Below are 23,851 nucleotides of genomic sequence, written 5' to 3' on the forward strand. Positions count from 1 at the left end.
AGCAGATAAAAGGAAAATCACAGATTTCCTTAAATTTGTTTCGCAAACTCCTTTTATCCACAAAACACTACCCCTTAAATGTATTTTCTCACCTTTATTGAAAGAGAGGCAGATTTAAGGTATATCCAAGAAAATTTAGAAATAAGTGATAAAGTATAAAAAATAAAAGTTCTGTTGGTGAGAGGAGGTAAAATGCATTCATTATTGATAGTGTCGGTTGCATTTGCATTGTTCATTGTATGTCCCAGGATGGCGGGAATGACCAATGTTATAACAAGAGCTACTCAAACAAACATAGTTCAAGTGGCTGTCATAGGGACAATATTATCATTGCCGTTAACTATAGCCATGGTTTTAATTTTTAGGCAATATGGATTAATCGCAGCCTTAGGATTTTGCGTATTGACAGATGTCGGTGCTGCACTTTTTATGAAGGAGATCAGTTTAAAAGCAGGGATAGAAACTTTTATAATAGCTTTGTTTGTGATTATCGGTGTGAAAGTGGCCTCAATTATTTCGGGTTGGTTGACATGAAAAAGAAAAAGTTAAAAAATTATATCTAATTTGGTAATTAACGGCACTTACTTGATTTTATCTTAAAAGACTATTTGGACTGCCCTGTAATGCACTCAGGAGTGTGGAGATGGAGAAAGAATGGCTATACAAACTTTCTAGTTACGATTATCCCTTACCTAAAGAACTCATTGCTCAGGAGGCCTTGCCCCAAAGAGATAAGGCTAGGCTTTTAATCTTAAATCGGCATACTGGTAAGATAGTCCATAGTGAGTTTAGGCATATTGTGAATTATTTAGGGAGCAATGATGTATTAGTGATAAATGATACCAAGGTGATCCCAGCCCGTCTCTTTGGTAAGAAAGAAACCGGAGGGAAAGTAGAGGTATTATTGTTGGATTTTAATCCCCTAGAGGGGGAGAAAAAAGTAGTTATTACCGGTGCCCTTTTGAAGGCCTCCCGTCCTCCAAGACTAGGTCAAGTTATTTATTTTGAAGATGGGCTAAAGGCAGAAGTTTTGGATTATAAAGAGGGAAAGGCAAAATTGTGTTTTTATGCTAAGAGGTCTTTTCGAGAAACCTTATTTAATATTGGTCATATGCCATTACCTCCTTATATAAAGAGAGAAGATAAACCAGAGGATAGGAGAGATTATCAAACCGTGTATGCTACTAAGGAGGGGGCAATAGCTGCTCCTACAGCTGGACTTCATTTTACTCCCAAAATATTAACTGCCTTGAGGCAAAAAGGTGTAGAGATAGTCCGGGTTACCCTCCATGTGGGTTATGGGACTTTTATTCCTGTTAAAGTAGATGATATTCGTAAGCATAAAATGCATGGAGAATATTATGAATTGAAAGAAGAGACCGCTCAACAGTTGAACAAGGCCTTTGAAGCTGGTAAAAAGATTGTGGCTGTAGGCACTACCACTACTAGGCTTCTGGAATATTTAATGACTAGATATGGGAAAATCCAACCAGGTTGTGGTATATGCGATTTATTTATTTTTCCTGGGTATCAGTTTAAGATAGTGCAAGCCATGATTACCAACTTTCATTTACCTAAATCTACTTTAGTCATGTTGGTTTCAGCCTTTGCTGGAAGAGAACGGATTTTAAATGCCTATCTAGAGGCGATAAAAAAACGGTATCGGTTTTATAGTTATGGCGATGTCATGTTCATCTTTTAACACCCCTGCCTTGGAGTTTGCTATTCAAGCCCAAGATGGTGCAGCCCGAGCAGGCATTCTTAAGACCCAGCATGGTCTCATTCGGACACCGGTTTTTATGCCAGTGGGTACCCTAGCCAGTATAAAATCACTTACTTCTGAAGATTTAAAAGAAATAGGAGTGGAAATCATTTTGGCCAATACCTATCATCTCTATTTACGACCAGGTATAGAGCTAATTGCTAAATTTGAAGGATTAAATCATTTTATGCACTGGGATGGTCCTATTTTGACAGATAGTGGAGGATTCCAAATTTATAGTCTGGCTGCTAAACGGGAAATTAGGGAAGAAGGGGCAACTTTTCGTTCTCATATCGATGGTTCTTTGCATTTTTTGACACCAGAAAAAGTAACTGCCTTTCAAGAAGCGTTAGGGGCAGATATTATTATGTGTTTTGATGAATGCTTACCCTATCCTGTAGATTATGATTATGCCCAGAAATCTTTGGCTTTAACCTTACGCTGGGCAAAGCGGTGTAAGGAAGCTCATTGTTCTTCTAAACAAGCCCTGTTTGGCATTGTTCAGGGAAGTTTTTATCCAAATTTGAGGCGTCAAGGGGCTAAATTGCTCACTGAGATAGGATTTGATGGTTATGCTATTGGTGGATTGAGTGTAGGAGAACCAAAAGAGAAAACCTGGGAGGCTATAGAAATAGCCAATGAGACCCTTCCTCAAAATCAACCACGTTATGCTATGGGTATTGGGCTCCCAGAAGATATTATAGAGGCTGTATGGCGGGGAATAGATATGTTTGATTGTGTGGTGCCCACACGTCATGCCCGCACAGGCACTTTATTTACTTCCTTTGGCCCGTTAGTTATCCGTCACAGTTGTTATGCAGATGATAAACGCCCCATAGATGAGAATTGTGATTGTTATGTTTGCCGTCATTACAGTCGGGCCTATCTCCGACACCTTTTTATAACCAAGGAATTATTAGCTTATCGCCTCAACAGCTATCACAATATTTATTATTTTGTTAGTTTTATGCGTCAAATAAGACAAGCAATTCTAAGTGGATGTCTTGCACAATTTAGAAAAACATTTTATGAAAGACGAAATCAATTAAAGGAGGGAAATAAGTATGTGGATAACCTTGTTTAATCTAGCTTGGGCAATGGGACCACCTCCCAAAGGGGAAGGAGGAGGAAATGCTTTTGCAGCCTTTATTCCTCTTATTTTAATCTTTGTGGTATTTTATTTTTTACTCATTCGTCCCCAACAAAAACAGGCTAAGAAACACAGGATGTTGCTTCAAAATCTAAAAAAGGGAGATTGGGTAGTTACTGCTGGTGGTCTACATGGGCGTATACTTAATGTTTCTGACACAGTAGTAACCCTTGAGTTACCACCAGACAACATTAAAGTAAAAATTACTAAAAATCATGTAGCGGGTCTTTTGAAACCAGAGATAGAAAAGAAATAAAATATATGAGGTAAAAATGAAGGGGCTTAAGTGGCGAATTCTGATTGTGCTAGGCGTGTTATTATGGGCGGCATTATATTTAGTTCCTACCTTTGTAGCTGAACTCCCAAGTTGGTGGGGGGGTATTTTACCACAAAATAAAATTCATCTAGGATTAGACCTTAAGGGAGGCATTCATCTGGTTTTAGAAGTGAAGGCTGAAGATGCAGTGAAGGCTTCTGTAGATAATCTGGCTACAGAGATAGAAGGTGAATTGAAAGAAGGAAAGATTCCTTATCTTGAAGTAAAAAGAGAGGGTTTAAATCAGATTAAGGTAACTTTAGTCCGTCAAACAGATTTAGAAAGGTTAAGAAAAATTATAGAAGAAAAATACCCCGATTTAGAATGGAAATCAAAGTCTACCAAGGAAAGATTACAGCTTGTTCAACTAAACTTGAAATCAGAGCGGAGTGAGCAGATTAAACGCATGGCTGTTAGTCAGGCCTTAGAAACTATTCGTAACCGCATAGACCAATTTGGCGTAGCAGAACCAGATATTCGGTTACAGGGGAGAGAGCGGGTCTTAGTGCAATTACCTGGGATAAAAGACCCCCAGCGGGCAATTAATATCATTGGTAAGACGGCTAGGCTTGAATTTAAACTGGTAGACGATGAGCACAGTTTAGAAAAGGCCTTAAAAGGAAATATTCCCCCAGAGGATGAAATTCTTTATGGAATTCAGGAAGATAAACTTACTCATACCAGGATAAAAGTCCCTTATTTAATTAAGAGGCGGACTCTTATTACCGGTGATTATATTGCTGATGCGAGGGTGCTCATTGACCCCGAATTAAATGAACCTTATGTGGCCATTAGTTTTAATAAACAAGGGGCCAGAATTTTTGCCCGTATTACTGAGGCCAATGTGGGTAAACGTTTGGCTATCATCCTGGACAATAAAGTGCATTCTGCTCCTGTAATTAAAGAAAAAATACCTAGTGGTGAGGCACGAATAACAGGCAATTTCACTATGGAGGAGGCTAAGGACTTGGCAGTGGTATTACGTGCTGGTGCATTACCAGCACCTGTTGAAATTTTAGAAGAACGGACTGTAGGTCCCTCATTAGGGCAGGATTCTATTCGTAAGGGAGTAAAGGCATCTATTGTAGGAGGTATTTTGGTTGTAGTCTTTATAGCCATTTATTACGGACTTTCTGGCATTATTGCTGATACTGCCCTCATTGTTAATTTACTTTTGTTGCTGGCTGGGTTAGCATTTTTTCAGGCTACATTAACTCTTCCTGGCATTGCAGGTATTGCTTTGACTATTGGGATGGGTGTTGATGCCAATGTCCTTATCTTTGAGCGGATTCGGGAAGAATTGCGCTTAGGAAGAACACCACGCGCAGCCACAGAAGCAGGTTATCGAAAGGCCTTTTGGACCATTTTTGATGCTAATATTACTACTTTAATAACTGCCTTGATTTTATTTCAATTTGGCACCGGTCCTATAAGAGGATTCGCTGTTACCTTGAGTTTGGGTATTATAGCTAATATGTTTACTGCTATTTTTATGTGTAAGGTGATTTTTGATTATTTATTTTATGTCCTCAACTTGAAGCGCTTGAGCATTTAGGAGGAAAGGATGTGGGAAATAATTAAGCCAGGTGTTAATATTGACTTTATCAGATTAAGGAAATGGGCCTTAAGTCTCTCCGGACTTTTAATTTTATTGGGTTTGATTTCTCTTATCATGAAAGGTGGCCCTCAGTATGGCATTGATTTTGCTGGGGGCACTATTATTCAGATAAAATTTAACAAACCTGTAACTGCTGATGACATCAGAGGGGCTATAAAAAAGACTAACCTTAAAGGCGTGACCATTCAACAGTTTGGCTCAACACAAAGCCATGAATATTTGGTTCGTACCCAAACTACTTCAGGTGCTTTACAACGAATTTCAGAATTGTTAAAAAAAACGTTGGAAGAGAAACTAGGGAAGGGTGTGGTGAAAATTCGTAGAGTGGAAATGGTTGGACCCAAAGTAGGTAAGGATTTGAGAGAAAAGGCCCTTTTAGCTCTTTTTTATGCTATTTTGCTTATTGGGATCTATATCTCGGGACGGTTTGAAATGAAATGGGGTACCAGTGCTATTATGGCTACTTGCCTTTTAGCTATATTGTATATTTTTTCTTTACTTAAAGTTTCTCTTTCTTTCTTAGTGGTCATTGCCTTTATAGCTACTCTCATATTATATGCTCTTTTAAGATTACGTTTTGCCTTAGGAGCAGTTTTGGCCATTATCCATGATGTGTTTATCACAGTGGGTGTTTTTTCTCTATGCAATAAAGAGATAGATTTATTAATTATAGCTGCTTTGCTTACCATTATGGGTTATTCTCTTAATGACACCATAGTGGTATTTGACCGTATTAGAGAAAATATAAGAAAAGCAACCAAAGAGGGTTTAGCTTCTATAATTAACCGCAGTATTAATGAGACTTTAAGTAGAACTATTCTTACCTCAGGCACTACATTTTTCCCTTTACTGGCTTTTTATTTTTTGGGAGGAGGTGTCATCCATAACTTTGCCTTTGCACTCCTAATAGGTATAACTGTAGGCACTTATTCTTCAATTTTTATTGCCTCTCCAGTGCTTACTGCACTTGAAAAGAAACAACTCTTTGCTAGGATGTATAAAAAAATAAAGGTGAGGTAAAAAATGAGATGGATTATTTGTGTATTGGTTTTGGTATCAGGTATTCAGGTATGGGCAGATGAACTTCATGTGGTAAAAAAGGGAGATACACTTTGGGATATTTGTGACCATTATTATCATAATCCCTACTTATGGCCTAAACTATGGCAGATCAATCCTCATGTGACTAACCCTCATTGGATATATCCGGGTGATGTTTTGTGTTTAAAGGAAACCCCTGAAGAACTGGTTAAGGCAGCAAAAGAGATAAAAAAAGAAGTAAAACTGAAAAAAAGAAAAAAATTTCTCTTGGATTGGCGCTATCGTGAGGCGGCTGGTTATCTTTCACTTTCCCCTGAGAAACATAGTGGTGAGATTATAAAGGCAATAGGAGAAGATAAAGTTGTGTTGGGTGAAGGAGATGTAATTTATGTCAAATTCCAATCAGCATCTAAACCAAAAGTAGGGTCGGTTTGGACTATCTTTCGTATTTCACCGCCAATTCTTCATCCTATTACCAAGCAGCAGATTGGCTATCTTCATGAAATATTAGGAGCTGTTAAGGTTACTAAGATTTATCCTCAGGTAGCTGAGGCAAAAATTATTCGTTCTTATGACGTTATCTATGTTGGCGATTTTCTTAAACCATATCAACCTCCCAAGCCATTTTCTCTTTGTAAAGAAAAACCACCATCTTTAAAGGCCTGGGTGGTTGCTACTAAAGGTGAAATTTCAGAGATAGCGTGGCCTGATGTTCTTTATATAGATGCTGGAGAAAATCAGGGTCTTAAGATAGGACAAACATTAGATGTCTTTCGTAAAGAGGCAGAAAACCTGCCTCCTCTTTTTATAGGAAAGATATTGATTATTCACACTACACCCCAAACAGCCACGGCCATGATTTTGGAATCAAAAAGACCATTTCATACAGGAGATATAGTAGGAGTGGCAAAATAGTCTTATGGAATCAATCATTTACTGGCTGGCCTTGCACTACCTTCCAGGATTAGGTCATCGCCGTAGTAAGAAATTACTTGATTTTTTTGGTGAACCTAAAGGACTTTTTTCTGCTTCTCAAAAAACTATGCAAGAATTAGGATTAAAGGCAGAAACCATTCAGGCTATTTTATCAAAAAAATGGATAAAAGAAGCAGAGGAAGAACTTAAAAAAATTAAGACAATGGGAATCGAGATCATTACCTATTCTGACCAGCGCTATCCTGCCTTGTTAAAACAAATTGCTGACCCTCCACCTTTTATTTATTTAAAAGGAGAAGCCCAGTTGTTAAATACTCCTTCTATTGCTATAGTAGGTGCCAGAAGAGCCAGTTTTTATGGTTCAAAAACAGCTACTAATTTGGCTACTAATCTAGCTGAATTGGGAATTACTGTTGTTAGTGGACTAGCTAGGGGTATTGATGCTGCTGCCCACCAAGGAGCTTTACAAGCAGGGGGGAATACCATAGCCGTATTAGGTTGTGGTTTAGATATAGTTTATCCTCTTGAAAATAAAAAACTTTATGCAGAAATAAAAAAACAAGGTGCCATTATTTCAGAATTTCCATTGGGTACTCCTCCCCTCTCCCAAAACTTTCCTGTGCGCAATCGTCTTATTAGCGGTTTATCTTTAGGAGTAGTAGTGGTAGAAGCGGCCTTTAGAAGTGGTTCTTTAATTACGGCTAGATTGGCCTTAGAACAGGGAAGAGAGGTATTTGCTGTGCCTGGTTCTATAAGTAGTTTTTATAGTAGAGGGACACATGCCCTTATCAAACAAGGTGCGAAATTAGTTGAAAATGTAATGGATATAGTGGAAGAATTAAACTTATCGGTGCCAAAAGAGACTTCAGAACATTACAATATTAAGCTAGACCCTTTTAGTGAGCGTATTATTTCTCTTCTCCATACACCAAAAAACTTAGAAGAAATTGCCTTAAGCTTAAAGGAAAGCGTGGTTGACGTTTCTAGTATCTTGACTTTATTAGAGGTTCAGGGATTGGTAAAACAATTACCTGGCAAACAATACATAAGGTTAGATGTATGAAACTTCTAATTGTGGAATCTCCAGCCAAGGCAAGAACATTAAAAAAATTGTTAAAGGGTTTTGTCGTAGAATCTACCTTGGGACATATAAAAGACCTGCCTAAGAACAAACTTGGTGTGGATATTGAGCACGATTTTAAACCCAGTTACGTAATTTTACCTAGGAAACAAAAAACCATTCAAAGGCTTAAGAAAATGGCCAAATTAGCTGAAGAAATCTATTTGGCTTCTGACCCTGATAGAGAAGGTGAAGCTATTGCTTGGCATGTGGCAGAGGAAATAGATAAAAATGGAGAAAAGCCTATTAAAAGAGTGCTTTTCCATGAAATTACACCTGCAGCAGTCAAGACTGCCTTAAAACAACCTTTCTCCCTTGATACCAATAAATATCTCTCACAACAAACACGACGTATTTTAGATAGGTTAGTGGGTTATAAGATTTCCCCTATTCTTTGGCAAAAAGTAAAGATGGGGCTTTCAGCAGGTAGAGTGCAATCGGCTGCTCTATATCTGATATGTGAAAGAGAGCGAGCTATCCAAAATTTTGTTCCTCAGGAATACTGGGAAATTGCGGCTCTTTTAGAAGGGGAACAATGTCCCTGTTTTGAGGCTAAACTGGCTCAAATTAAAGGGAAAAAAGCTTGTTTAAAAAATCAAGCCCAGGTTGAGGCTATTCTTAAAACTCTTAAAGAAAAATCATTTTTGGTAAAAAGAGTTATTCACCAAAAAAAACATCGTTATCCCTTTCCTCCATTCATTACCAGCACCTTACAACAGGAGGCAGCAAAAAAACTTGGTTTTTCTGCTCAGAAGACTATGGTTTTGGCTCAACAGCTTTATGAAGGAATAGATTTGGGAAAAGAAGGTAGGGTAGGGCTTATTACCTATATGCGCACAGACTCAGTAAGGACAGCTGATATAGCTATTGAAGAAGCCAGAAAATTCATTAAAGGACAATGGGGAAAGGATTATTTACCTGCTAGGAGATATTATTATAAAAATAAACGTCAGGCCCAAGATGCCCATGAGGCCATCCGTCCTACTTCGGTTTATCGATTTCCAGAAAGTGTTGCCCCTTATCTTTCTCCAGAACAGCGTGCTCTTTATGAACTTATCTGGAGGAGATTTGTGGCCTCTCAGATGGCCCCAGCTATTTATGACCAGACTACAGTAGAAATTGAAGCTGGGGAGTATTTATTCAGGACTACAGGTAGTATTTTGAAAAAAGAAGGTTTTAAAAAGATTTATGATTTGAAAGAAAAAGAAGAAGTTTATATTCCTGATTTAGAAAATGGGCAGCTTCTAAATTTAAAGGAACTTATTCCTAGTCAACATTTTACTAAACCACCTGCTCGGTATACAGAAGCCAGTCTGATTAAAGAGCTGGAAGATAAAGGCATCGGACGTCCTAGCACCTATGCCACTATTTTGACTACTATTCAAGAAAGAAATTATGTAGAAAAAGAAAAAGGGCATTTTCGTCCAACTGAATTGGGTCTTTTAGTCAATGATTTGCTTACTACTAATTTCCCTGAGATTATTAATGTTTCTTTCACTGCGCAGATGGAGGCAGAGTTAGATGAAATTGAGGAAGGAGTAAAATCGTCCATCAATACCTTAAAAGAATTTTATCAGGTTTTTAGGAAGGCATTAGAAAAGGCTCAAAAACACATGGCAGATATAAAAAAACATGGAGTAAAGACAGAAATTACTTGTGAAAAGTGTGGAGCCCCCATGGTGATCAAATATGGTAAAAATGGTGCCTTTCTTGCCTGTTCTCGGTATCCAGCCTGTGAAAATACCAAAGAGTTTAGACGGAATGAAAAAGGGGAAATAGTAATAATTTCAAAGACAGCGGCCGAAAATTGTCCTGAATGTGGAAAACCTTTGTCTTTAAAACACGGTCGGTATGGACCATTTTTGGCTTGCTCTGGGTATCCAGAATGCCATTATACCGCTCCATTAAGTTTAGGGGTTAAATGTCCTAAGTGTGAGGAGGGAGAGATAATACAACGTGTCTCCAAGAAAGGAAGGGTATTTTATGGGTGTAGTCGCTATCCTGATTGTCAATTTGCCATGTGGGAACGACCTATTGTTCATACTTGCCCTCGATGTGGAGCTAGCTTTATGATATGTAAGGGCAATAGTTTGGTGTGTATTAAATGTAGGTATAAAGAAAGACTTGAAAAGGAGGAAGTAGATGAGAATTTATATGATGCAACACGGACAAGCTCTTCCTAAAGAGAAAGACCCTGAAAGGGGACTTTCAGAAGAAGGGATGAGGCAAATTAATTTAAGTGCTAAGGCAATTCACAATATGGGAGTGAAAATAGATGTTATTTGTTCTAGTCCTAAAAAACGTGCCAGGCAAACGGCTGAAATAGTAGCTAAAGAGCTAAATTATCCCATAGAAAAAATTGAGATTAGTTCAGTATTTAAGCCCCTTTCACCCCCTGCTGATGCTATTTCCTATCTGCAGTCCTTTACAGATAAAACATCTATTTTTATTGCAGGGCATTTACCCTCTCTGGCAGAAATAGCCTCAGAACTTTTGAGTGAGGGACCTATTTTTATTCAGTTTCAGATGGGTGGTCTCTGTGAGATAGAAGTAGAGGAACTACCCACCCATCAAGGGAAATTAATAAGTTTTTTAACTCCTGAACAACTGGCTTTAATAGCAAAATAGGCTATTATGTGATTAACTTATCAAATTCCGCTACCGTTATAGCTGGGGATGTTCTGAACGAAATACCTGACATTTTGCTTAAGGCCACAGAAGCCCGCATAGCCTGTTCAATTCCTGGTAATTCTACAATAAATACCAAATCGTAATCCCCAAGTAAGGCATACATGGATTTTACTTCACCGCCTAGATTTTTAAATATCTCCATTGCCTTCTCTGTCCGTTCTGCACTAATTTCCTTTAATGCCTCTGACGAGTATTTGCCGAACATAAAAAAAGTGGCCATAACTATCCCTCCTTTATTAAAAATATCCATTTTGTCTCATTATTAAAAGTAGATGTCAAGGGTATTTTTATAAATAATCACGGAATTCTTGCCGGGGGCAGGACTAAAAAATCATTTACAAATTTTAATGGTTATGATAGTGGTTTAAAATAATGAACCTTCTTGGCAAAAAGTGTAAAGTGTTATAAAAAGATAGTATGAATCAGCAACCATTTAATGAATATCTTCTTTCTCATTTAAAAATAAGCTCAGAAGAAAAAGCCAGGCTTTTAGCTGAAGTTCAGCAGGCAAAGTTATCTCTTCCTAGAATTTTACAAAAAGAAGGTTTAGCAGAAGAAAGACAATTATCACGATTAATGGCTGATTATTTTGGTTTGCCTTTTCTTGAAAGAAAGGATTATCCTCAGAAACCTTTAATCCTGGAAAAAATCTCTATTGGATTTTTAAAAAGGCACTGTATTTTGCCCTTAGAACAGAATAAAGATGAAGTAATAATAGTGATTAGTGACCCTTTTGACCTTTCTCTCATGAATACCATCAAGCAATATTTCAATTCTGCCAAAGTAAAATTTTGTATAGGTTTGCCCAGTGAGATAAAAGACGCCATTGACCGTTTATATGGTGATCAAACTGAGGAAATTCAAAACGCCATGGGAGAAGCTGAAGCGGAGACATTTGAATTAGAAGAAGAAAATCTACGGGATATGGCCCTTGAAGCCCCTATTGTGCGGTTAGTGAATATGATAATCAACCGGGCAGTGGAAATGCGTTCTTCGGATGTTCATTTTGAGCCTTTTGAGAAAGAATTCAAGGTGCGTTATAGAATTGATGGCATCTTGCACGAGATGGAAACCCCACCCAAGCGATTACAACCGGCTATTATTTCTAGGGTAAAGCTGATGGCTGGTATGAATATTGCGGAAAGGCGTCTTCCCCAAGATGGACGAATAAAATTACGTTTGGGGGGAAAGGAGGTAGACATTCGTGTTTCCACCTTACCTACAATTTTTGGTGAAAGTGTAGTGTTAAGGTTACTTTACCAAGAGACAGAAGAATTAGAATTAGAATCTTTGGGCCTGACTGAACGTGATATGAACCTTTTACAGGAAAAGATTTATTATCCCAATGGTATCATTTTAGTCACCGGACCTACAGGTTCTGGGAAAACTACTACTTTGTATGCGGTTTTAAAAAAGATTAAGTCTCCAGAAAAGAAAATTATCACCGTGGAAGACCCAGTAGAATATCAAATTGAAGGTATTAATCAAATTCAAGTTAGGGCTGATTTAGATTTGACTTTTGCCAAGGCTTTAAGGTCTATTGTTAGGCAAGACCCAGATGTAATTCTTATTGGAGAAATCAGAGATTTAGAAACAGCGGAAATTGCTATTCAATCTGCCCTTACGGGACATTTGGTTTTTTCTACCCTTCACACCAATGATGCTCCTACAGCTATTACCCGTTTGATAGACCTTCAAGTAGAACCTTATCTGATATCTGCTTCTTTGCTTTTAGTAGTGGCTCAAAGATTGGTGAGAGTGCTCTGTCCTCACTGTAAAGTCCCATTTAAACCAGATAAGGCCATTATTAAACGCATAAAGACTTATTTTTCCTCAGAAGCTGCTGAAATGATAGAATTAGACAGAAAAGATATAACATTCTATAAGAGTGTAGGATGTCCTGAATGTGGACATACTGGTTACTTGGGTAGGGCTGGTTTATTTGAAATTATGGAGGTAACAGATAGTATTCGCTCTTTAATCATTGAAGGGGCAGACACGGACCATATCAGAAAAGAAGCCATAAAGGAAGGTATGGCCACCATGCGGTTAGATGGCTTAAATAAGGTGATTAGTGGTATTACTACTATAGAAGAGGTTCTTAGAGTAACAAAACTATAATGGCTACTTTTAAATATCAAGCTAAGTCCCTAACAGGTCAACTTATTAAAGGTTTTCTTGAGGCTAAAGAACAAAAAGAAGCCATTCGAAAATTGAGAGAGCGTCAGCTCATTCCCATTAAACTAGATATTGTTAAGAAGAAAAAAACCCGCATTAAATTGACAAAAATAATTGATTTTACCAGAGACTTGTGCGAATTACTGGAGGGTGGGCTACCTCTTGATCGTGCCTTAGAAATGTTGGCTCTCTCTGAAGAGAAGCTAGAACTGAAAAACCTTATTATGGAGTTAGTAGAGGCCATAAAAGGAGGTAAGAGTTTTTCTGAGGCATTAAGTGACTATCAATATGTGTTTGGTCGTTTTTACATCCAGATGATTAGGGTAGGGGAGGCCGCTGGCACTTTACCTACCACACTTAATTTAATTGTGCACTATCTGGAAATGCAACAACAGTTAAAGGAGCAAATAATCTCTGCCTCCATTTATCCTTCTATTTTACTCACAGTGGGTATCATTTCATTACTGGTCTTATTAGGTTATGTTGTACCTCGTTTTTCTCAGATTTTTCTAGAGCTACATCAGGAAGTTCCTGTTTTTATGAAATTTCTTTTAGCTATTGGTTATTTCTTAAACCACTATGGATGGATTTTTCCTGTGCTTCTTATTTTTATTTTATTAGGGTTTAGACAATGGACTAGTAAACCTGAGGGAAGGTATAAATGGCATGAGACCCTTTTGAAGATAGGTTATTTAAAAAATATTCTGGTTAAGATAGAGATGATAAAGTTTACTAGAACTATGGGGATTTTGCTTAAAGCAGGAGTAGGAATTCTGGAGGCCTTAGACACAGCTAAAGAAGTAATGGGTAATGAAGTGCTCAGAAAAATAACAGGTCAACTTAAACAAGAAATCCGCCGAGGGAAAACATTGAGTTTTTGTTTTAGACGTCCTCCCTTTCCAGCCAAAATGGCTACTATTTTAACAGTGGCTGAAGAGACAGGTGACTTAGGGCAGGGATTTCTCAATATAAATCGCATTTTTGAAGAAGAATTAGGACGTATTTTTAAACGGGTGCTAAGTCTCATAGAGCCGGTGATTATTGTGAGTATGGGTGTTATTATTGGTAGCATTATTTTTACTATGTTTTCAGCTATTATGGGTATTAATGAGATTAAATTCTAAGGCATTTACTTTATTAGAACTAATTGTGGTCCTGTTTATCATTTCATTGCTAGTTACCTTTACTCTTCCCCGTTTTTCTAAATTACTTTTAAAGTTAGAACAGAAGCGTTTTATCTATCATTTTGTGGACACACTTTCCCTAACAGCATCCAATGCCCTTGGTACGCATCAACTTTGTATTTTTTTCATTGATGGAGATAAAAGAACTTATGGTTTTGGAAAGAAAGAATATCCTATTCCAGAAACAGCAGAAATTTATGCTAGGGGAATGAGAGAAGATAAAGGGGGAAAATATTACATATACTTTTTCCCAGATGGGACAGCCAATCAAACAGATATTGATATTATTTACAATAGAAAAAAATATAATATTACCATTAATCCTTTAATATCTACTATTAAATGGAAGGAAGTTTAATGGTTTTTAAAAATAAAGGTTTCACCTTGCTGGAGGTTTTAGTAGCTGTATTCATTATGGTTACAGTGCTGGGAGTGCTTATGGGTGTGATAGGACAGAATTTTAGACTTTTAGATAAAGCCTTAACGGCATTAAGAGAAACTCACATTTTAAACCAGGTAGCCCACCAAATTATTCAAACTGGAGACATAGAAGAAGGTGAAACTACTAGAGAATGGGACAAAAAGGAGTGTAAGGTAGTTACCACCAGAATAGAAGAATATAGAGATATTTCCCTTTATAAAGTTTGCATTACCTTAAATCAACGTATCCTTTGTTTTCTTCACTATCCAGGTAGCAATTTTGGTGAAAAAAACCCTCTTTTTGAAAGAAATGATTAAAGAGCAGGGGTTTACTTTATTAGAATTACTTATTTCCTTATTTCTTTCTACTTTAGTAGCTATTACTCTAGCTATGGCTCTACGTTTTAGTTTAGGAGTGTGGTGGAGAGGAACCGATAAGCAACAGATGGAAATCAATTTTTTTAAATTGACCTATCTGTTAGAAAAACAATTGCGTTATGCGGGTAATATTAAATCAACTTTTTTTCATAAAGGGATTTTTAGTGGAGACAAAACAAGTTTAACCTTTACTACCGATTATTCTCTGCTTACCCCAAACAGGGCTAGTCCTGTTTTGGTAAGATATGCGTGTTTGGAAAATATAATTTCTTATCAAGAAATGCCCTTTACTAATATGGGAGAAATAAATGAGTTTTTGAAGGAAATAGAGGTAATTACACCCATTCAATTGGAATTGCCTGTTCAATGTGGTTTTTTTTATATTAAGAATGATGATATTAAAGAAACTTGGTTAAAAGAAAAACAATCCCCAGATGCCATCAAGATGGAAGCAGAACTTAGGGGAGAAAAATACCAATTTATCTTTTGGTTAAAATGATTTTTAAAAATAAACAACAGGGTAGTATTTTAATTTTTTTATTATGGATAATTGCGGTTATTTCTTTTATTGTTAGCCAATTTGGGCGAGAAGTGCGGCTAAAGGCATTAGAGGCCAGAAATATTATTGAAGCAAGAAATGCCTATTTTACAGCTTATAGCGCAGTGCAAGAGCTAATGATTAGATTAACTTTACCAGATGAGGATGAAAGAAAGGTTTTTTCTGGAGATGAGATAGAGCTTGATATTAATAATGAGAAGGTGAAGGTTAAAATCCAAGATGAAGAAAGAAAGATAAATATTAATATGATAGATGCACAGCCACTTATTGATCTTTTGACCAAACAATTAAAACTTTCTCAAGAGAAAGCAGAGGAGATAGCAGACTGTGTTTTAGATTATAGAGATGGGGATAATATTCCTAAACCTCATGGAGCAGAAGAAGATTATTATTTAGCATTAAAACCCCCTTATAGACCTGCTAATGCTTCTTTTAAAACCATAAATGAATTATTGTTTGTAAAAGGCATTACCCCAGAAATTTTTTGGGGAAGAGAGGAAGAAGGAGAAGAAGGGAAAAAATGGATACCAGGTTTATATGATTTTTTGACAGTTTATGGTAAAAGTGTTAATCTCTCTGCTATATCTTCAGAAGGGGAAAATAAAGAGAAAAAGGAAGAGCTTATTCAAGGTCATTACTATCGTTTTACTTGCCAGATAAGAGGTGTTATTTTTGTGAGTATTTATAAATATATGGGAAATAGAAAATATTTGTTAGAGTACTGGCATGAATATTATAAACCTAAAATATCCTAAACATATTATTATTGCTCTTTTGAAAGAAAATTCTACCGAGGTAGTTAGACTTAAAAAGAGACCTTGGCAAAAATGGGAAATTTTTAAAAATGAGACTTTTGAAGCTTCCTGGCCTGAGGTTATACCTGAAGTAATAGAGGGGGTTGAGAGAAAAAAAACAGCTATTTTATTACTGGTATTAAGAGACAGATATCAAGCCCATCAAGAAACCTATCCAAAAACCGTGGGTGAGCATTTAGAGGATGCCGTCCGGTATGATTTAGATGAGATATTTCTGTCTGGAGAAGATAATACAAATTTTATATTAGGCAAACCTATTGAAACACAAGATAACGTAGTAGTGCCCATTTTTTCTCAAACCAAAGAGCAATATCAACTGTTAACCCAAAACTTAGAAGGTTTTTTACAGGTGTGTATTCTGCCTGCAGCTCAGTTTTATCCTTACTTAGGGGATGAAGTAAAAGATTCTATTGTATTATCTCCCTTGAATCATAAAAGATTTGAAGTAGCAGTTTGCGCTGATGGAAGTTTGAGAGATGTATTTATATTGGAAGAAGACAATATAGATTATTTTAAAACTTACATTACTTCCATTGGGATAGAGAATATAGTTTGTATAGGTTCAAAAGCACCTGATTTTTTAAAAGGCTTAAAAATAAAATTTCTTAGTATAGATAGTGCTTTATTGAAGAAAGTTGGTGATTACATTGCTAAACAAGAAGTGATAAAGGGATGGCCTCAAGATTTGCGATTGAAACCTAGCAAAATTGTTCTGGGTTACATCCTTTTGGCTATTTTGGTAGGAATTTATGCAATTTATCCTATTTTCCTATCTTTTGAGCATAAACATTTGATTAAACAATTTCAATTGGTTTCCCAAGAACTTCAAAAGACAGAGAAGGAATGGAGGCCCATAGAACGCATCCAAAAAGAAGTAGAGGAATTAAAAGCCTTTAATAATAAATTAGAGCACGTCAAGCAAGAAGTGGTCTCGCCTCTTAAAGTATTAAAAATCTTGACAGAGACTACACCTAATGATACTTGGATTTCATATTTTGACTTGAAAAAAAAGACTATAATAATTAGGGGAGAATCTGGTTCAGTGGTAAATTTTTTAGAGACCATTTCAAAGGTGCCTGCATTTCAAGAGGTGAAGCTCCTGTCTCCAGTGAGAAAAAAGGCCAAAACACAAAAGGAATTATTTAATATTCAAATAAAGTTGAAATGAAATTAATAACTCAATTTAGATACTTACTTAAAAACAAAGAAAAAAGATATCTAATCATAGTGATTTCTTTGGTTTTTCTGGGAGTAATTATTTTCCATATCAAATGGGTTTTACCTCTTCAGACAGAAATTAATATTTTAAGAGAAAAAATAAACTCTAAAAAGGCACTCATCCAAAAATATAATGAACAGATTAGCTATTATAAACCCAAGCTTTCTTCCCTTAAGAAGGAGTTGAGAGAATTAAAAATAGAGAGGGAAAAATGGTTTTCGGCACAGGAACCTTATAAGTTAGCTGCATCCATTGAACAGAAGTTGAAACCGTTAGCAGAAGAGGGAGAGCTTGAGATAAATAATTATCAGGTTCTTGGTGAAAAAGAAAGAGAGGGATTTAAAGAGATAAGAATTCGTTTTGACCTTAAGACTCATATTAGAGGGATAACTGAACTCTTAGAGAAAATAGAAGCCCTTAAAGGAATTTACATTAGTGAATTTAGCATCACAAAGCTCCGTTATGGTATCAAAAAATATGATTTACGGGTGAGGTTAGTATGTGCAAAATTAGTCTATGGTTGATAGTATTCATTGTTATAATTTTGAGCAATTGTCCTCCTATTGTTTCTGAAGTTATTAATCAAGACCCTCCTTCAAGGCAAATAAGAGTTTCTCCTAAGGAACCCCGTCCAGAAAAAAAGGTAGAACCTTCACAAGAAAAAAAGATGCCTACAGAAAGGATAAAGAAGAAAGGAGGACCACAAAAGATTGAACTCAATTTTGAGGGAGCTCCTTTGACAGAAGTCATCCGCGTTATTTTGGGAGATTATTTAAATAAAAATTATACTGTCCAACCCAATTTGAATCCAGGTTTGACCTTGTTTATTAGAGGTAAATATACTGACACCGAATTGTTCAATTTCCTACGCCAGGCCTTAAATTTAAATAATATTGACATCATAGAAAAGGAAGGGATGTATTTTCTTGTCCGTAAAGAAAAAGCTGCTCAATTTGGATTGACTATTGTTAAAGGAAAAGAGCAGTTAGAAAAGATGAAAGAGCCAGCCATTCTTATTTATCGGCTCTCTTATATTGAGCCAGAAGTAGCTTTAAAAACCATAAAGCCCTTTCTTTCATCCGGGTCCCCTACAGTGGTAAATAAAGCCATTTCTGGAATCATTCTTGCCGATGAGGTAGAAAATATTAAGACTGCTTTAAAGCTCCTTCAGACCCTTGATAGTTTCTTATTAAAAGATGTTTATATAGAAACCATTCCCTTAAAAAATATGGATGCTGAGACAGTAGTAGAAAAGGTCAAAAATGTCTTTTCTGACTTAAGTATTTTAAAAAATAACCCTAAATTGAAGGAAAATACCTTGATTATGCCTATTGAAAAAACTAATTATGTTTTGGTGGTAACCCTTAACCCTGAGCTGCTTTCTGAACTGAAGAAATGGATAGAAGTTTTAGATAGCATCAAGATTACCGAAGAACAAAATCTCTATGTTCGTTTTATTGAAAATGGGTTGGCTAAAGACATTGCCGATATCTTAAATGAAGTTTATGAAACAGGAGTAGCAAAGATCTCTGAGAAAGCCACTGAGACAACTGCCAAAACTGAAAAGAAAAAGATTGTGGCGGCAAAGCTTCCATCTCAAGGACTACCTAGTGGACAAGTAACTGGAAAAATAAAGATTATTGCTGACGAAATAAACAATGCCTTGGTCATTTTGGCCACCCCTCAAGATTACAAAATTATAGAGAGGGCCATTAAGGCCTTAGACATTATGCCTAGAGAGGTATTGCTTGAAGTATTAGTGGCAGAAGTGAGCTTAAGAGGAAGTATAGAGCAAGGTGTTGAATGGTGGTTGAAAAAAAGGGGAGTGGATGTAGGCAGAATGGATGTTTCTTTTGGAGGAGAGCCACCTAAACCTGAGGAGTTCAAACCCTCTCAAGCCCTTTCCCTTTATTTTGGCAGTCTTTCAGAAAATGTGCTTTCACTTTTAACTTTGCTATCTGATATCTCTGAAGTGAATGTGATTGCCTCCCCTACGGTTTTGGCCATAGACCATAAAGAGGCGAAAATTACAGTAGGCGGAGAAGTGCCCACTGTTAGTTCAACAATAACTGGTATAGAAGCTACGGCTGGCCAAGTTGCTGCTAGCATCCAATATATGCCTTATGGAACAATCTTGACTGTTACTCCCCACATAAGTTCTGCAGGGGTAGTGAGGATGGAGGTAAAACAAGAATTTAGTGATGTGGCTAAGACAAAAGTGGCGGGGCAGGAAACATACGAAAAATTTACTAGAGAGGTAGAAACCAATTTGGTAGCTAAAGATGGTCAAACAGTAGTTATAGGAGGTCTTATCCGGACCAAGATAGATAAGACTAGATCCGGGATTCCTATTCTTATGGACATTCCGATTTTAAGATATTTATTTAGTTCAAATACTTACAAAAGAGAAAAAACTGAGGTTTTAATATCTATTACTCCTCATGTCATAAAAAGAGGAAAGACTGCTGTTCAAGTAAGCGAGGTATTTTTGGATAAGGTAAAAGGGCTGAAGAAACTGTTAGAAAAAAAATAAAGCTGAATACTCCAAAAGAATTTAACTTGAACATTCCCCAAAATTTAGGCGTTAATCTTTAAAAACATTCCTGTCTGCCCTGTCTGCCGACAGGCAGGCGACAGGCAGGGATGAATTAAGGATTTTTGGCGTTCCATAAGTGGAATAAGAAAAAAGCACACTTTAACTTCACCAACCTATTTATAGCTTAGCAGATTGCTCCGTTAAGCCATCAAGACCAAGCCCTTTCAGGGTGGCTTTCGCCAGTCTTGATGGCACTCCGCAATCTGCTTTTTAAAAAGTAGATTTGGTTGAAGCAAAAAAGTTTTTTCTTTAAGGGACTATTTTTCTGTCAAGCCTGTCTGCCCCTGCCCGCAGGCAGGCGGGGACAGGCAGGGAGGAGCGCAGCGAGCTGCGGAATGCAGGCGAGCCTGCCCGACCGCAGGCGGGCGAGCACTCCTTGACAGCCCCAGCTCTAAATAAAATATTTGTATGGTTGCGGTCGGTTTTTTGACCGCAACCCTTAAAAAATGTTTTTTTATAATGTTATGGCTTAAAATTAAAAACAATTTTATACTATGCGTAAGGTCAGTTACTATATTTGACCGTTTTCTTTTAAAGTTATTACTGTTTTGAAGAACTTACCTTTCTTTTTAGAAAGCCTTTAAAAATTCTGGGGAAAGTCCTAAATTTAACCCCTTGCATTTTAAAAAAGTTTGTGCTAGGGTTAGGCTGACCTCATAAGAAGATTGAGACAAAGTTGATAAGGGATATTGATTATCTTCAAAGATTATCCAAGCAGATTCGGAAAGATATTTTGATAATGCTCCATAAGGCTGGGTCAGGGCACACAGGAGGTTCACTTTCTGCTGTAGAATTGTTAATTGCTTTGTTTTGGGGTAAATTAAGGCAAGACCCTAAAAATCCCCATTGGTCAGAAAGAGACAGATTCGTTTTATCTAAAGGACACGCAGCTCCTGCCCTTTATGCTATCCTTGCTCATTTGGGTTATTTTCCTAAAGAAGAGTTATTTCACTTACGAGAGTTGGGGGCTCGGCTACAAGGTCATCCTGATTGCAAATTTACACCAGGCATAGAGGTACCAACCGGGTCTTTAGGACAGGGTTTATCTATGGCCAATGGGATGGCTATAGCTACCCGTTTGGATAAACTGTCTACTAGGGTGTATGTCCTTTTGGGTGATGGTGAGGTTCAGGAAGGCCAAGTATGGGAAGCGGCAATGTCTGCAGCCCATTATAAACTTGATAATTTATGTGCTATATTGGATAACAATGGTCTTCAAATAGATGGTTGGGTAAAAGACGTAATGCAAATCGAGCCTCTTGCTGCCAAATGGAAGGCTTTTGGTTGGACAGTAATAGAGATTGATGGACATGATTTCAAACAGATTTTTGAAGCTTTAGATAAAGCGGAAAAGATAAAAGAAAGACCTACAATCATCATTGCTCATACTATAAAAGGGAAGGGAGTATCATTTTTTGAAAATCAGGCCAAATATCATGGTGTAGCACCGAATACAGAAGAGTTGGAAATGGCTCTTAAGGAATTGGAGCATTAGGGGGAGAATATGAAAAAGGCAAGTACGCGTGAGGCTTATGGTAAGACCTTAGTGGAATTAGGAGAAAAAAATAGAGATATTGTAGTGTTGGATGCAGACCTTTCTGGCTCTACTAAAACACAGATGTTTGCTCAGAAATTTCCGGAAAGGTTTTTTAATATGGGAATTTCCGAACAAGATATGATGGGAACAGCTGCGGGATTAGCTGTTGCAGGTAAAATTCCCTTTGCTAGCACCTTTGCCATCTTTGCCACTGGACGAGCTTGGGAACAAATAAGGCAATCCATTGCCTATGCTGGATTAAATGTAAAAATCGTAGCTAGTCATGGTGGAATTACGGTAGGAGATGACGGTGGTTCACATCAGGCCTTAGAAGATGTAGCTTTGATGCGTATTCTGCCTAATATGACTGTTATTGTTCCAGCAGATGCCATAGAGATGGCTCAGGTAATTAGAACTATTACTGAGGAGTATTATGGACCGGTATATGTGAGGAGTTCCCGCATCGCCTTTCCTGTAATTTATGAAAATAAAAATTATTCTTTTAAAATAGGTAAAGCTGATATTGTTAGAGAAGGAGACGAACTTACTATTATTGCTATGGGGTTAATGGTTCATCATGCCCTCGCTGCTGCTTCTCTTCTTGCCCTTGAAGGAATAGAAGTTAGGGTAATTAATATGTCTACCATAAAGCCCATTGATGAGGAAATAATTATTGATTCAGCACAAAAGACAGGGCTTATAGTTACAGTGGAAGAACATTCTATAATAGGTGGTTTAGGGAGTGCAGTGTGTGAGGTGGTTTCGGAAAAATATCCTGTACCAGTGAAAAGAATGGGTATCAAAGACCGTTTTGGCATCTCAGGAAAGCCTGAAAAATTGCTTTCTTATTTTAAACTTACTCCCCAAGATATTGCTCAGGAAGCCAAGAAGCTGTTAAACAACAAACCTCGATTATTACGAGCTGCTAATTAAGGCTATCTTAAGCAGTATAGGAACTTTTTATTCTAGTTACAGATATCTAAGAGGCATTTTTTTTGCTAATTGAAGAAAATTTTTGTAGGCTTAGAGGATAAATATGAGGTTTGGAAGCAAAGTTAAAATTTTAGGTATGGTTTTAGCAGGCGGTAAAGGGGAAAGGCTTTATCCACTTACCCAACATCGGACAAAACCAGCTGTTCACTTTGGGGGCATTTATCGTTTAATAGATTTTGTTTTAAGCAATTTAGTAAATTCAGGTGTTTATTCTGTTTATGTATTAACTCAATACAAGGCCCAATCCCTCCTTCGTCACCTTCAGCATGGTTGGGTAAGCACCTATCCCATGAATAGTTTTTTTATTTTACCTGTGCCTGCCCAAATGAGAGTGCGGGAGACCTGGTATTTAGGCACAGCAGATGCAATTTATCAAAATATCTATCTTATTAAACAGTTTAAGCCTGACTTGGTTGCTATTTTTGGCGCAGACCATGTATACTTTATGGATATTCGTCAAATGATTAATTTTCATTTAGAAAAAAAGGCAGATGTGACTGTGGCTACCATCCCTTATCCTATTACTGAATGCCAACGATTTGGAGCAGTAGTGGTAGGAGAAGACTGGCAAGTTAAAGAATTTCAGGAAAAAGTGCCTAATCCCACACCTCTACCAAGCAATCCTCAAGAAGGGTTAGTATCCATGGGAAATTATATTTTTAATACTGAGGTGCTTTTTGAAGAGTTAGAAGTTGACGCTGAGGACGTAAATAGCTCCCACGATTTTGGTAGAGATATCCTACCCCGAATTTGCAATACCAGACGTGTTTTTGCCTATGACTTTCGCCAGAATAAAGTTCCTGGGATTCAAGGAAAAAATGTCTATTGGCGGGATGTAGGGACAATTGCAGCTTATTATGAAGCCAATATGGATTTGAAGAATCCATTACCAAAGTTAAATCTTTATAACCCTCAATGGCCGGTACGTTCAGTGAAATACCATGATCCACCGGCAAAGGTAGTGATTGATGCCCATGGACGAATTGGCCATTTAGAAAATAGCCTTATTGCTGGTGGTTCTATTGTTAGTGGAGGATGGGTGAGAGATTCTATCATTGGACGGAATGTATTTGTCAATAGTCGTGCCCTGATAGAAGAGTCAATTATTATTGGTAATGTGACCATTGAAGAAGGAGCCCAGATTAGGCGGGCAATTATAGATGAAGGAAATGTTATTGGGCAGGGAGAACAAGTAGGATATGATTTAAACAAAGATGCAGAAAGATTTTATCTTGATCCCATTTTAAAAGTTGTAGTAGTTAGGAAAAAAATGGAATAGTAAAAAGGAGTCTTTCAAGTTAGGTTAGCTAGATCAGTTTTTAAGGTATAAAGGGCAAG

Annotated in this window: 23 protein-coding genes; 22 read left to right on the forward strand and 1 reads right to left on the reverse strand. The window is 37.1% G+C overall.

The features are described 5' to 3' along the window. Positions 1 to 192 precede the first annotated feature (192 nt). The 10 genes from HS1_RS00265 to sixA all read left to right on the forward strand — a co-directional run bounded on the left by HS1_RS00265 (position 193) and on the right by sixA (position 10,571). On the forward strand, positions 193 to 534 hold the full coding sequence (locus HS1_RS00265; protein ID WP_066060142.1) for a hypothetical protein: 342 nt from the start codon (positions 193 to 195) through the stop codon (positions 532 to 534). A gap of 109 nt (positions 535 to 643) precedes the next feature. After that, positions 644 to 1,702 (forward strand): tRNA preQ1(34) S-adenosylmethionine ribosyltransferase-isomerase QueA, encoded by a 1,059-nt coding sequence (queA, locus tag HS1_RS00270; protein WP_066060144.1) that lies wholly within the window; start codon positions 644 to 646, stop codon positions 1,700 to 1,702. After that, on the forward strand, positions 1,683 to 2,846 hold the full coding sequence (gene tgt, locus HS1_RS00275) for a tRNA guanosine(34) transglycosylase Tgt (protein ID WP_066060146.1): 1,164 nt from the start codon (positions 1,683 to 1,685) through the stop codon (positions 2,844 to 2,846). Before queA ends, tgt begins: the two co-directional genes overlap by 20 nt. Then, entirely contained in the window at positions 2,827 to 3,168 is a 342-nt protein-coding gene (yajC, locus tag HS1_RS00280) for a preprotein translocase subunit YajC (RefSeq protein WP_066060147.1), read from the forward strand. Before tgt ends, yajC begins: the two co-directional genes overlap by 20 nt. A 16-nt stretch (positions 3,169 to 3,184) precedes the next feature. Then, the gene (gene secD, locus HS1_RS00285) at positions 3,185 to 4,783 is read left to right on the forward strand and encodes a protein translocase subunit SecD (protein WP_066060149.1); all 1,599 of its coding nucleotides are present in this window, start codon (positions 3,185 to 3,187) and stop codon (positions 4,781 to 4,783) included. Positions 4,784 to 4,792: 9 nt separating this feature from the next. Then, positions 4,793 to 5,866, forward strand: coding sequence for a protein translocase subunit SecF (secF, locus tag HS1_RS00290; RefSeq protein WP_066060150.1), 1,074 nt, complete (start codon positions 4,793 to 4,795; stop codon positions 5,864 to 5,866). A 3-nt stretch (positions 5,867 to 5,869) separates the two neighbouring features. Then, entirely contained in the window at positions 5,870 to 6,802 is a 933-nt protein-coding gene (locus HS1_RS00295) for a LysM peptidoglycan-binding domain-containing protein (protein WP_066060152.1), read from the forward strand. Positions 6,803 to 6,806: 4 nt separating this feature from the next. Then, positions 6,807 to 7,886 (forward strand): DNA-processing protein DprA, encoded by a 1,080-nt coding sequence (dprA, locus tag HS1_RS00300; RefSeq protein ID WP_066060153.1) that lies wholly within the window; start codon positions 6,807 to 6,809, stop codon positions 7,884 to 7,886. Further along, entirely contained in the window at positions 7,883 to 10,126 is a 2,244-nt protein-coding gene (gene topA, locus HS1_RS00305; RefSeq protein ID WP_066060155.1) for a type I DNA topoisomerase, read from the forward strand. Before dprA ends, topA begins: the two co-directional genes overlap by 4 nt. Beyond that, positions 10,086 to 10,571 carry a phosphohistidine phosphatase SixA gene (gene sixA, locus HS1_RS00310; protein ID WP_066060158.1) on the forward strand — a complete coding sequence of 162 codons (486 nt, stop codon included), beginning with the start codon at positions 10,086 to 10,088 and terminating at the stop codon, positions 10,569 to 10,571. Before topA ends, sixA begins: the two co-directional genes overlap by 41 nt. Before the next feature lie 4 nt (positions 10,572 to 10,575). Here sixA and HS1_RS00315 read toward each other — a convergent pair whose 3' ends face one another. Continuing rightward, on the reverse strand, positions 10,576 to 10,854 hold the full coding sequence (locus tag HS1_RS00315; protein WP_066060159.1) for a GYD domain-containing protein: 279 nt from the start codon (positions 10,852 to 10,854) through the stop codon (positions 10,576 to 10,578). Positions 10,855 to 11,051: 197 nt separating this feature from the next. Between HS1_RS00315 and gspE the strand changes: the two genes are divergently transcribed. The 12 genes from gspE to glgC all read left to right on the forward strand — a co-directional run bounded on the left by gspE (position 11,052) and on the right by glgC (position 23,792). Continuing rightward, a complete protein-coding gene (gene gspE / locus HS1_RS00320; protein ID WP_082757515.1) occupies positions 11,052 to 12,755 on the forward strand; it encodes a type II secretion system ATPase GspE in 1,704 nt (567 codons plus the stop codon). Beyond that, a complete protein-coding gene (locus HS1_RS00325; protein WP_066060161.1) occupies positions 12,755 to 13,936 on the forward strand; it encodes a type II secretion system F family protein in 1,182 nt (393 codons plus the stop codon). The genes gspE and HS1_RS00325 overlap by 1 nt, the downstream gene beginning before the upstream one ends. Beyond that, positions 13,920 to 14,354, forward strand: coding sequence for a type II secretion system protein (locus HS1_RS00330; protein WP_066060163.1), 435 nt, complete (start codon positions 13,920 to 13,922; stop codon positions 14,352 to 14,354). The genes HS1_RS00325 and HS1_RS00330 overlap by 17 nt, the downstream gene beginning before the upstream one ends. Next, complete coding sequence (locus HS1_RS00335) at positions 14,354 to 14,734, forward strand: prepilin-type N-terminal cleavage/methylation domain-containing protein (protein WP_066060165.1); 381 nt, start codon at positions 14,354 to 14,356, stop codon at positions 14,732 to 14,734. Before HS1_RS00330 ends, HS1_RS00335 begins: the two co-directional genes overlap by 1 nt. Then, positions 14,700 to 15,293, forward strand: coding sequence for a prepilin-type N-terminal cleavage/methylation domain-containing protein (locus HS1_RS00340; RefSeq protein WP_066060167.1), 594 nt, complete (start codon positions 14,700 to 14,702; stop codon positions 15,291 to 15,293). Before HS1_RS00335 ends, HS1_RS00340 begins: the two co-directional genes overlap by 35 nt. Continuing rightward, on the forward strand, positions 15,290 to 16,108 hold the full coding sequence (locus HS1_RS00345) for a type II secretion system minor pseudopilin (RefSeq protein ID WP_066060169.1): 819 nt from the start codon (positions 15,290 to 15,292) through the stop codon (positions 16,106 to 16,108). Before HS1_RS00340 ends, HS1_RS00345 begins: the two co-directional genes overlap by 4 nt. Next, positions 16,080 to 17,336: a PilN domain-containing protein gene (locus HS1_RS00350; protein WP_066060170.1), complete on the forward strand. Its 1,257-nt coding sequence runs from the start codon at positions 16,080 to 16,082 to the stop codon at positions 17,334 to 17,336. The genes HS1_RS00345 and HS1_RS00350 overlap by 29 nt, the downstream gene beginning before the upstream one ends. Beyond that, the gene (locus tag HS1_RS00355; protein WP_066060172.1) at positions 17,333 to 17,911 is read left to right on the forward strand and encodes a coiled-coil domain-containing protein; all 579 of its coding nucleotides are present in this window, start codon (positions 17,333 to 17,335) and stop codon (positions 17,909 to 17,911) included. The genes HS1_RS00350 and HS1_RS00355 overlap by 4 nt, the downstream gene beginning before the upstream one ends. Beyond that, positions 17,887 to 19,920, forward strand: coding sequence for a type II secretion system secretin GspD (gspD, locus tag HS1_RS00360; RefSeq protein WP_066060174.1), 2,034 nt, complete (start codon positions 17,887 to 17,889; stop codon positions 19,918 to 19,920). The genes HS1_RS00355 and gspD overlap by 25 nt, the downstream gene beginning before the upstream one ends. Before the next feature lie 742 nt (positions 19,921 to 20,662). After that, positions 20,663 to 21,478: a transketolase gene (locus HS1_RS00365; RefSeq protein ID WP_082757835.1), complete on the forward strand. Its 816-nt coding sequence runs from the start codon at positions 20,663 to 20,665 to the stop codon at positions 21,476 to 21,478. A 9-nt stretch (positions 21,479 to 21,487) separates the two neighbouring features. Beyond that, positions 21,488 to 22,453, forward strand: a complete 966-nt coding sequence (locus HS1_RS00370) for a transketolase family protein (RefSeq protein WP_066060176.1) — start codon at positions 21,488 to 21,490, stop codon at positions 22,451 to 22,453. A 103-nt stretch (positions 22,454 to 22,556) separates the two neighbouring features. After that, on the forward strand, positions 22,557 to 23,792 hold the full coding sequence (glgC, locus tag HS1_RS00375) for a glucose-1-phosphate adenylyltransferase (protein ID WP_066060178.1): 1,236 nt from the start codon (positions 22,557 to 22,559) through the stop codon (positions 23,790 to 23,792). Positions 23,793 to 23,851: the final 59 nt, after the last annotated feature.

Origin of the sequence: Candidatus Desulfofervidus auxilii, assembly GCF_001577525.1 — a bacterium.
Classification (GTDB): Bacteria; Desulfobacterota; Desulfofervidia; order Desulfofervidales; family Desulfofervidaceae; genus Desulfofervidus; species Desulfofervidus auxilii.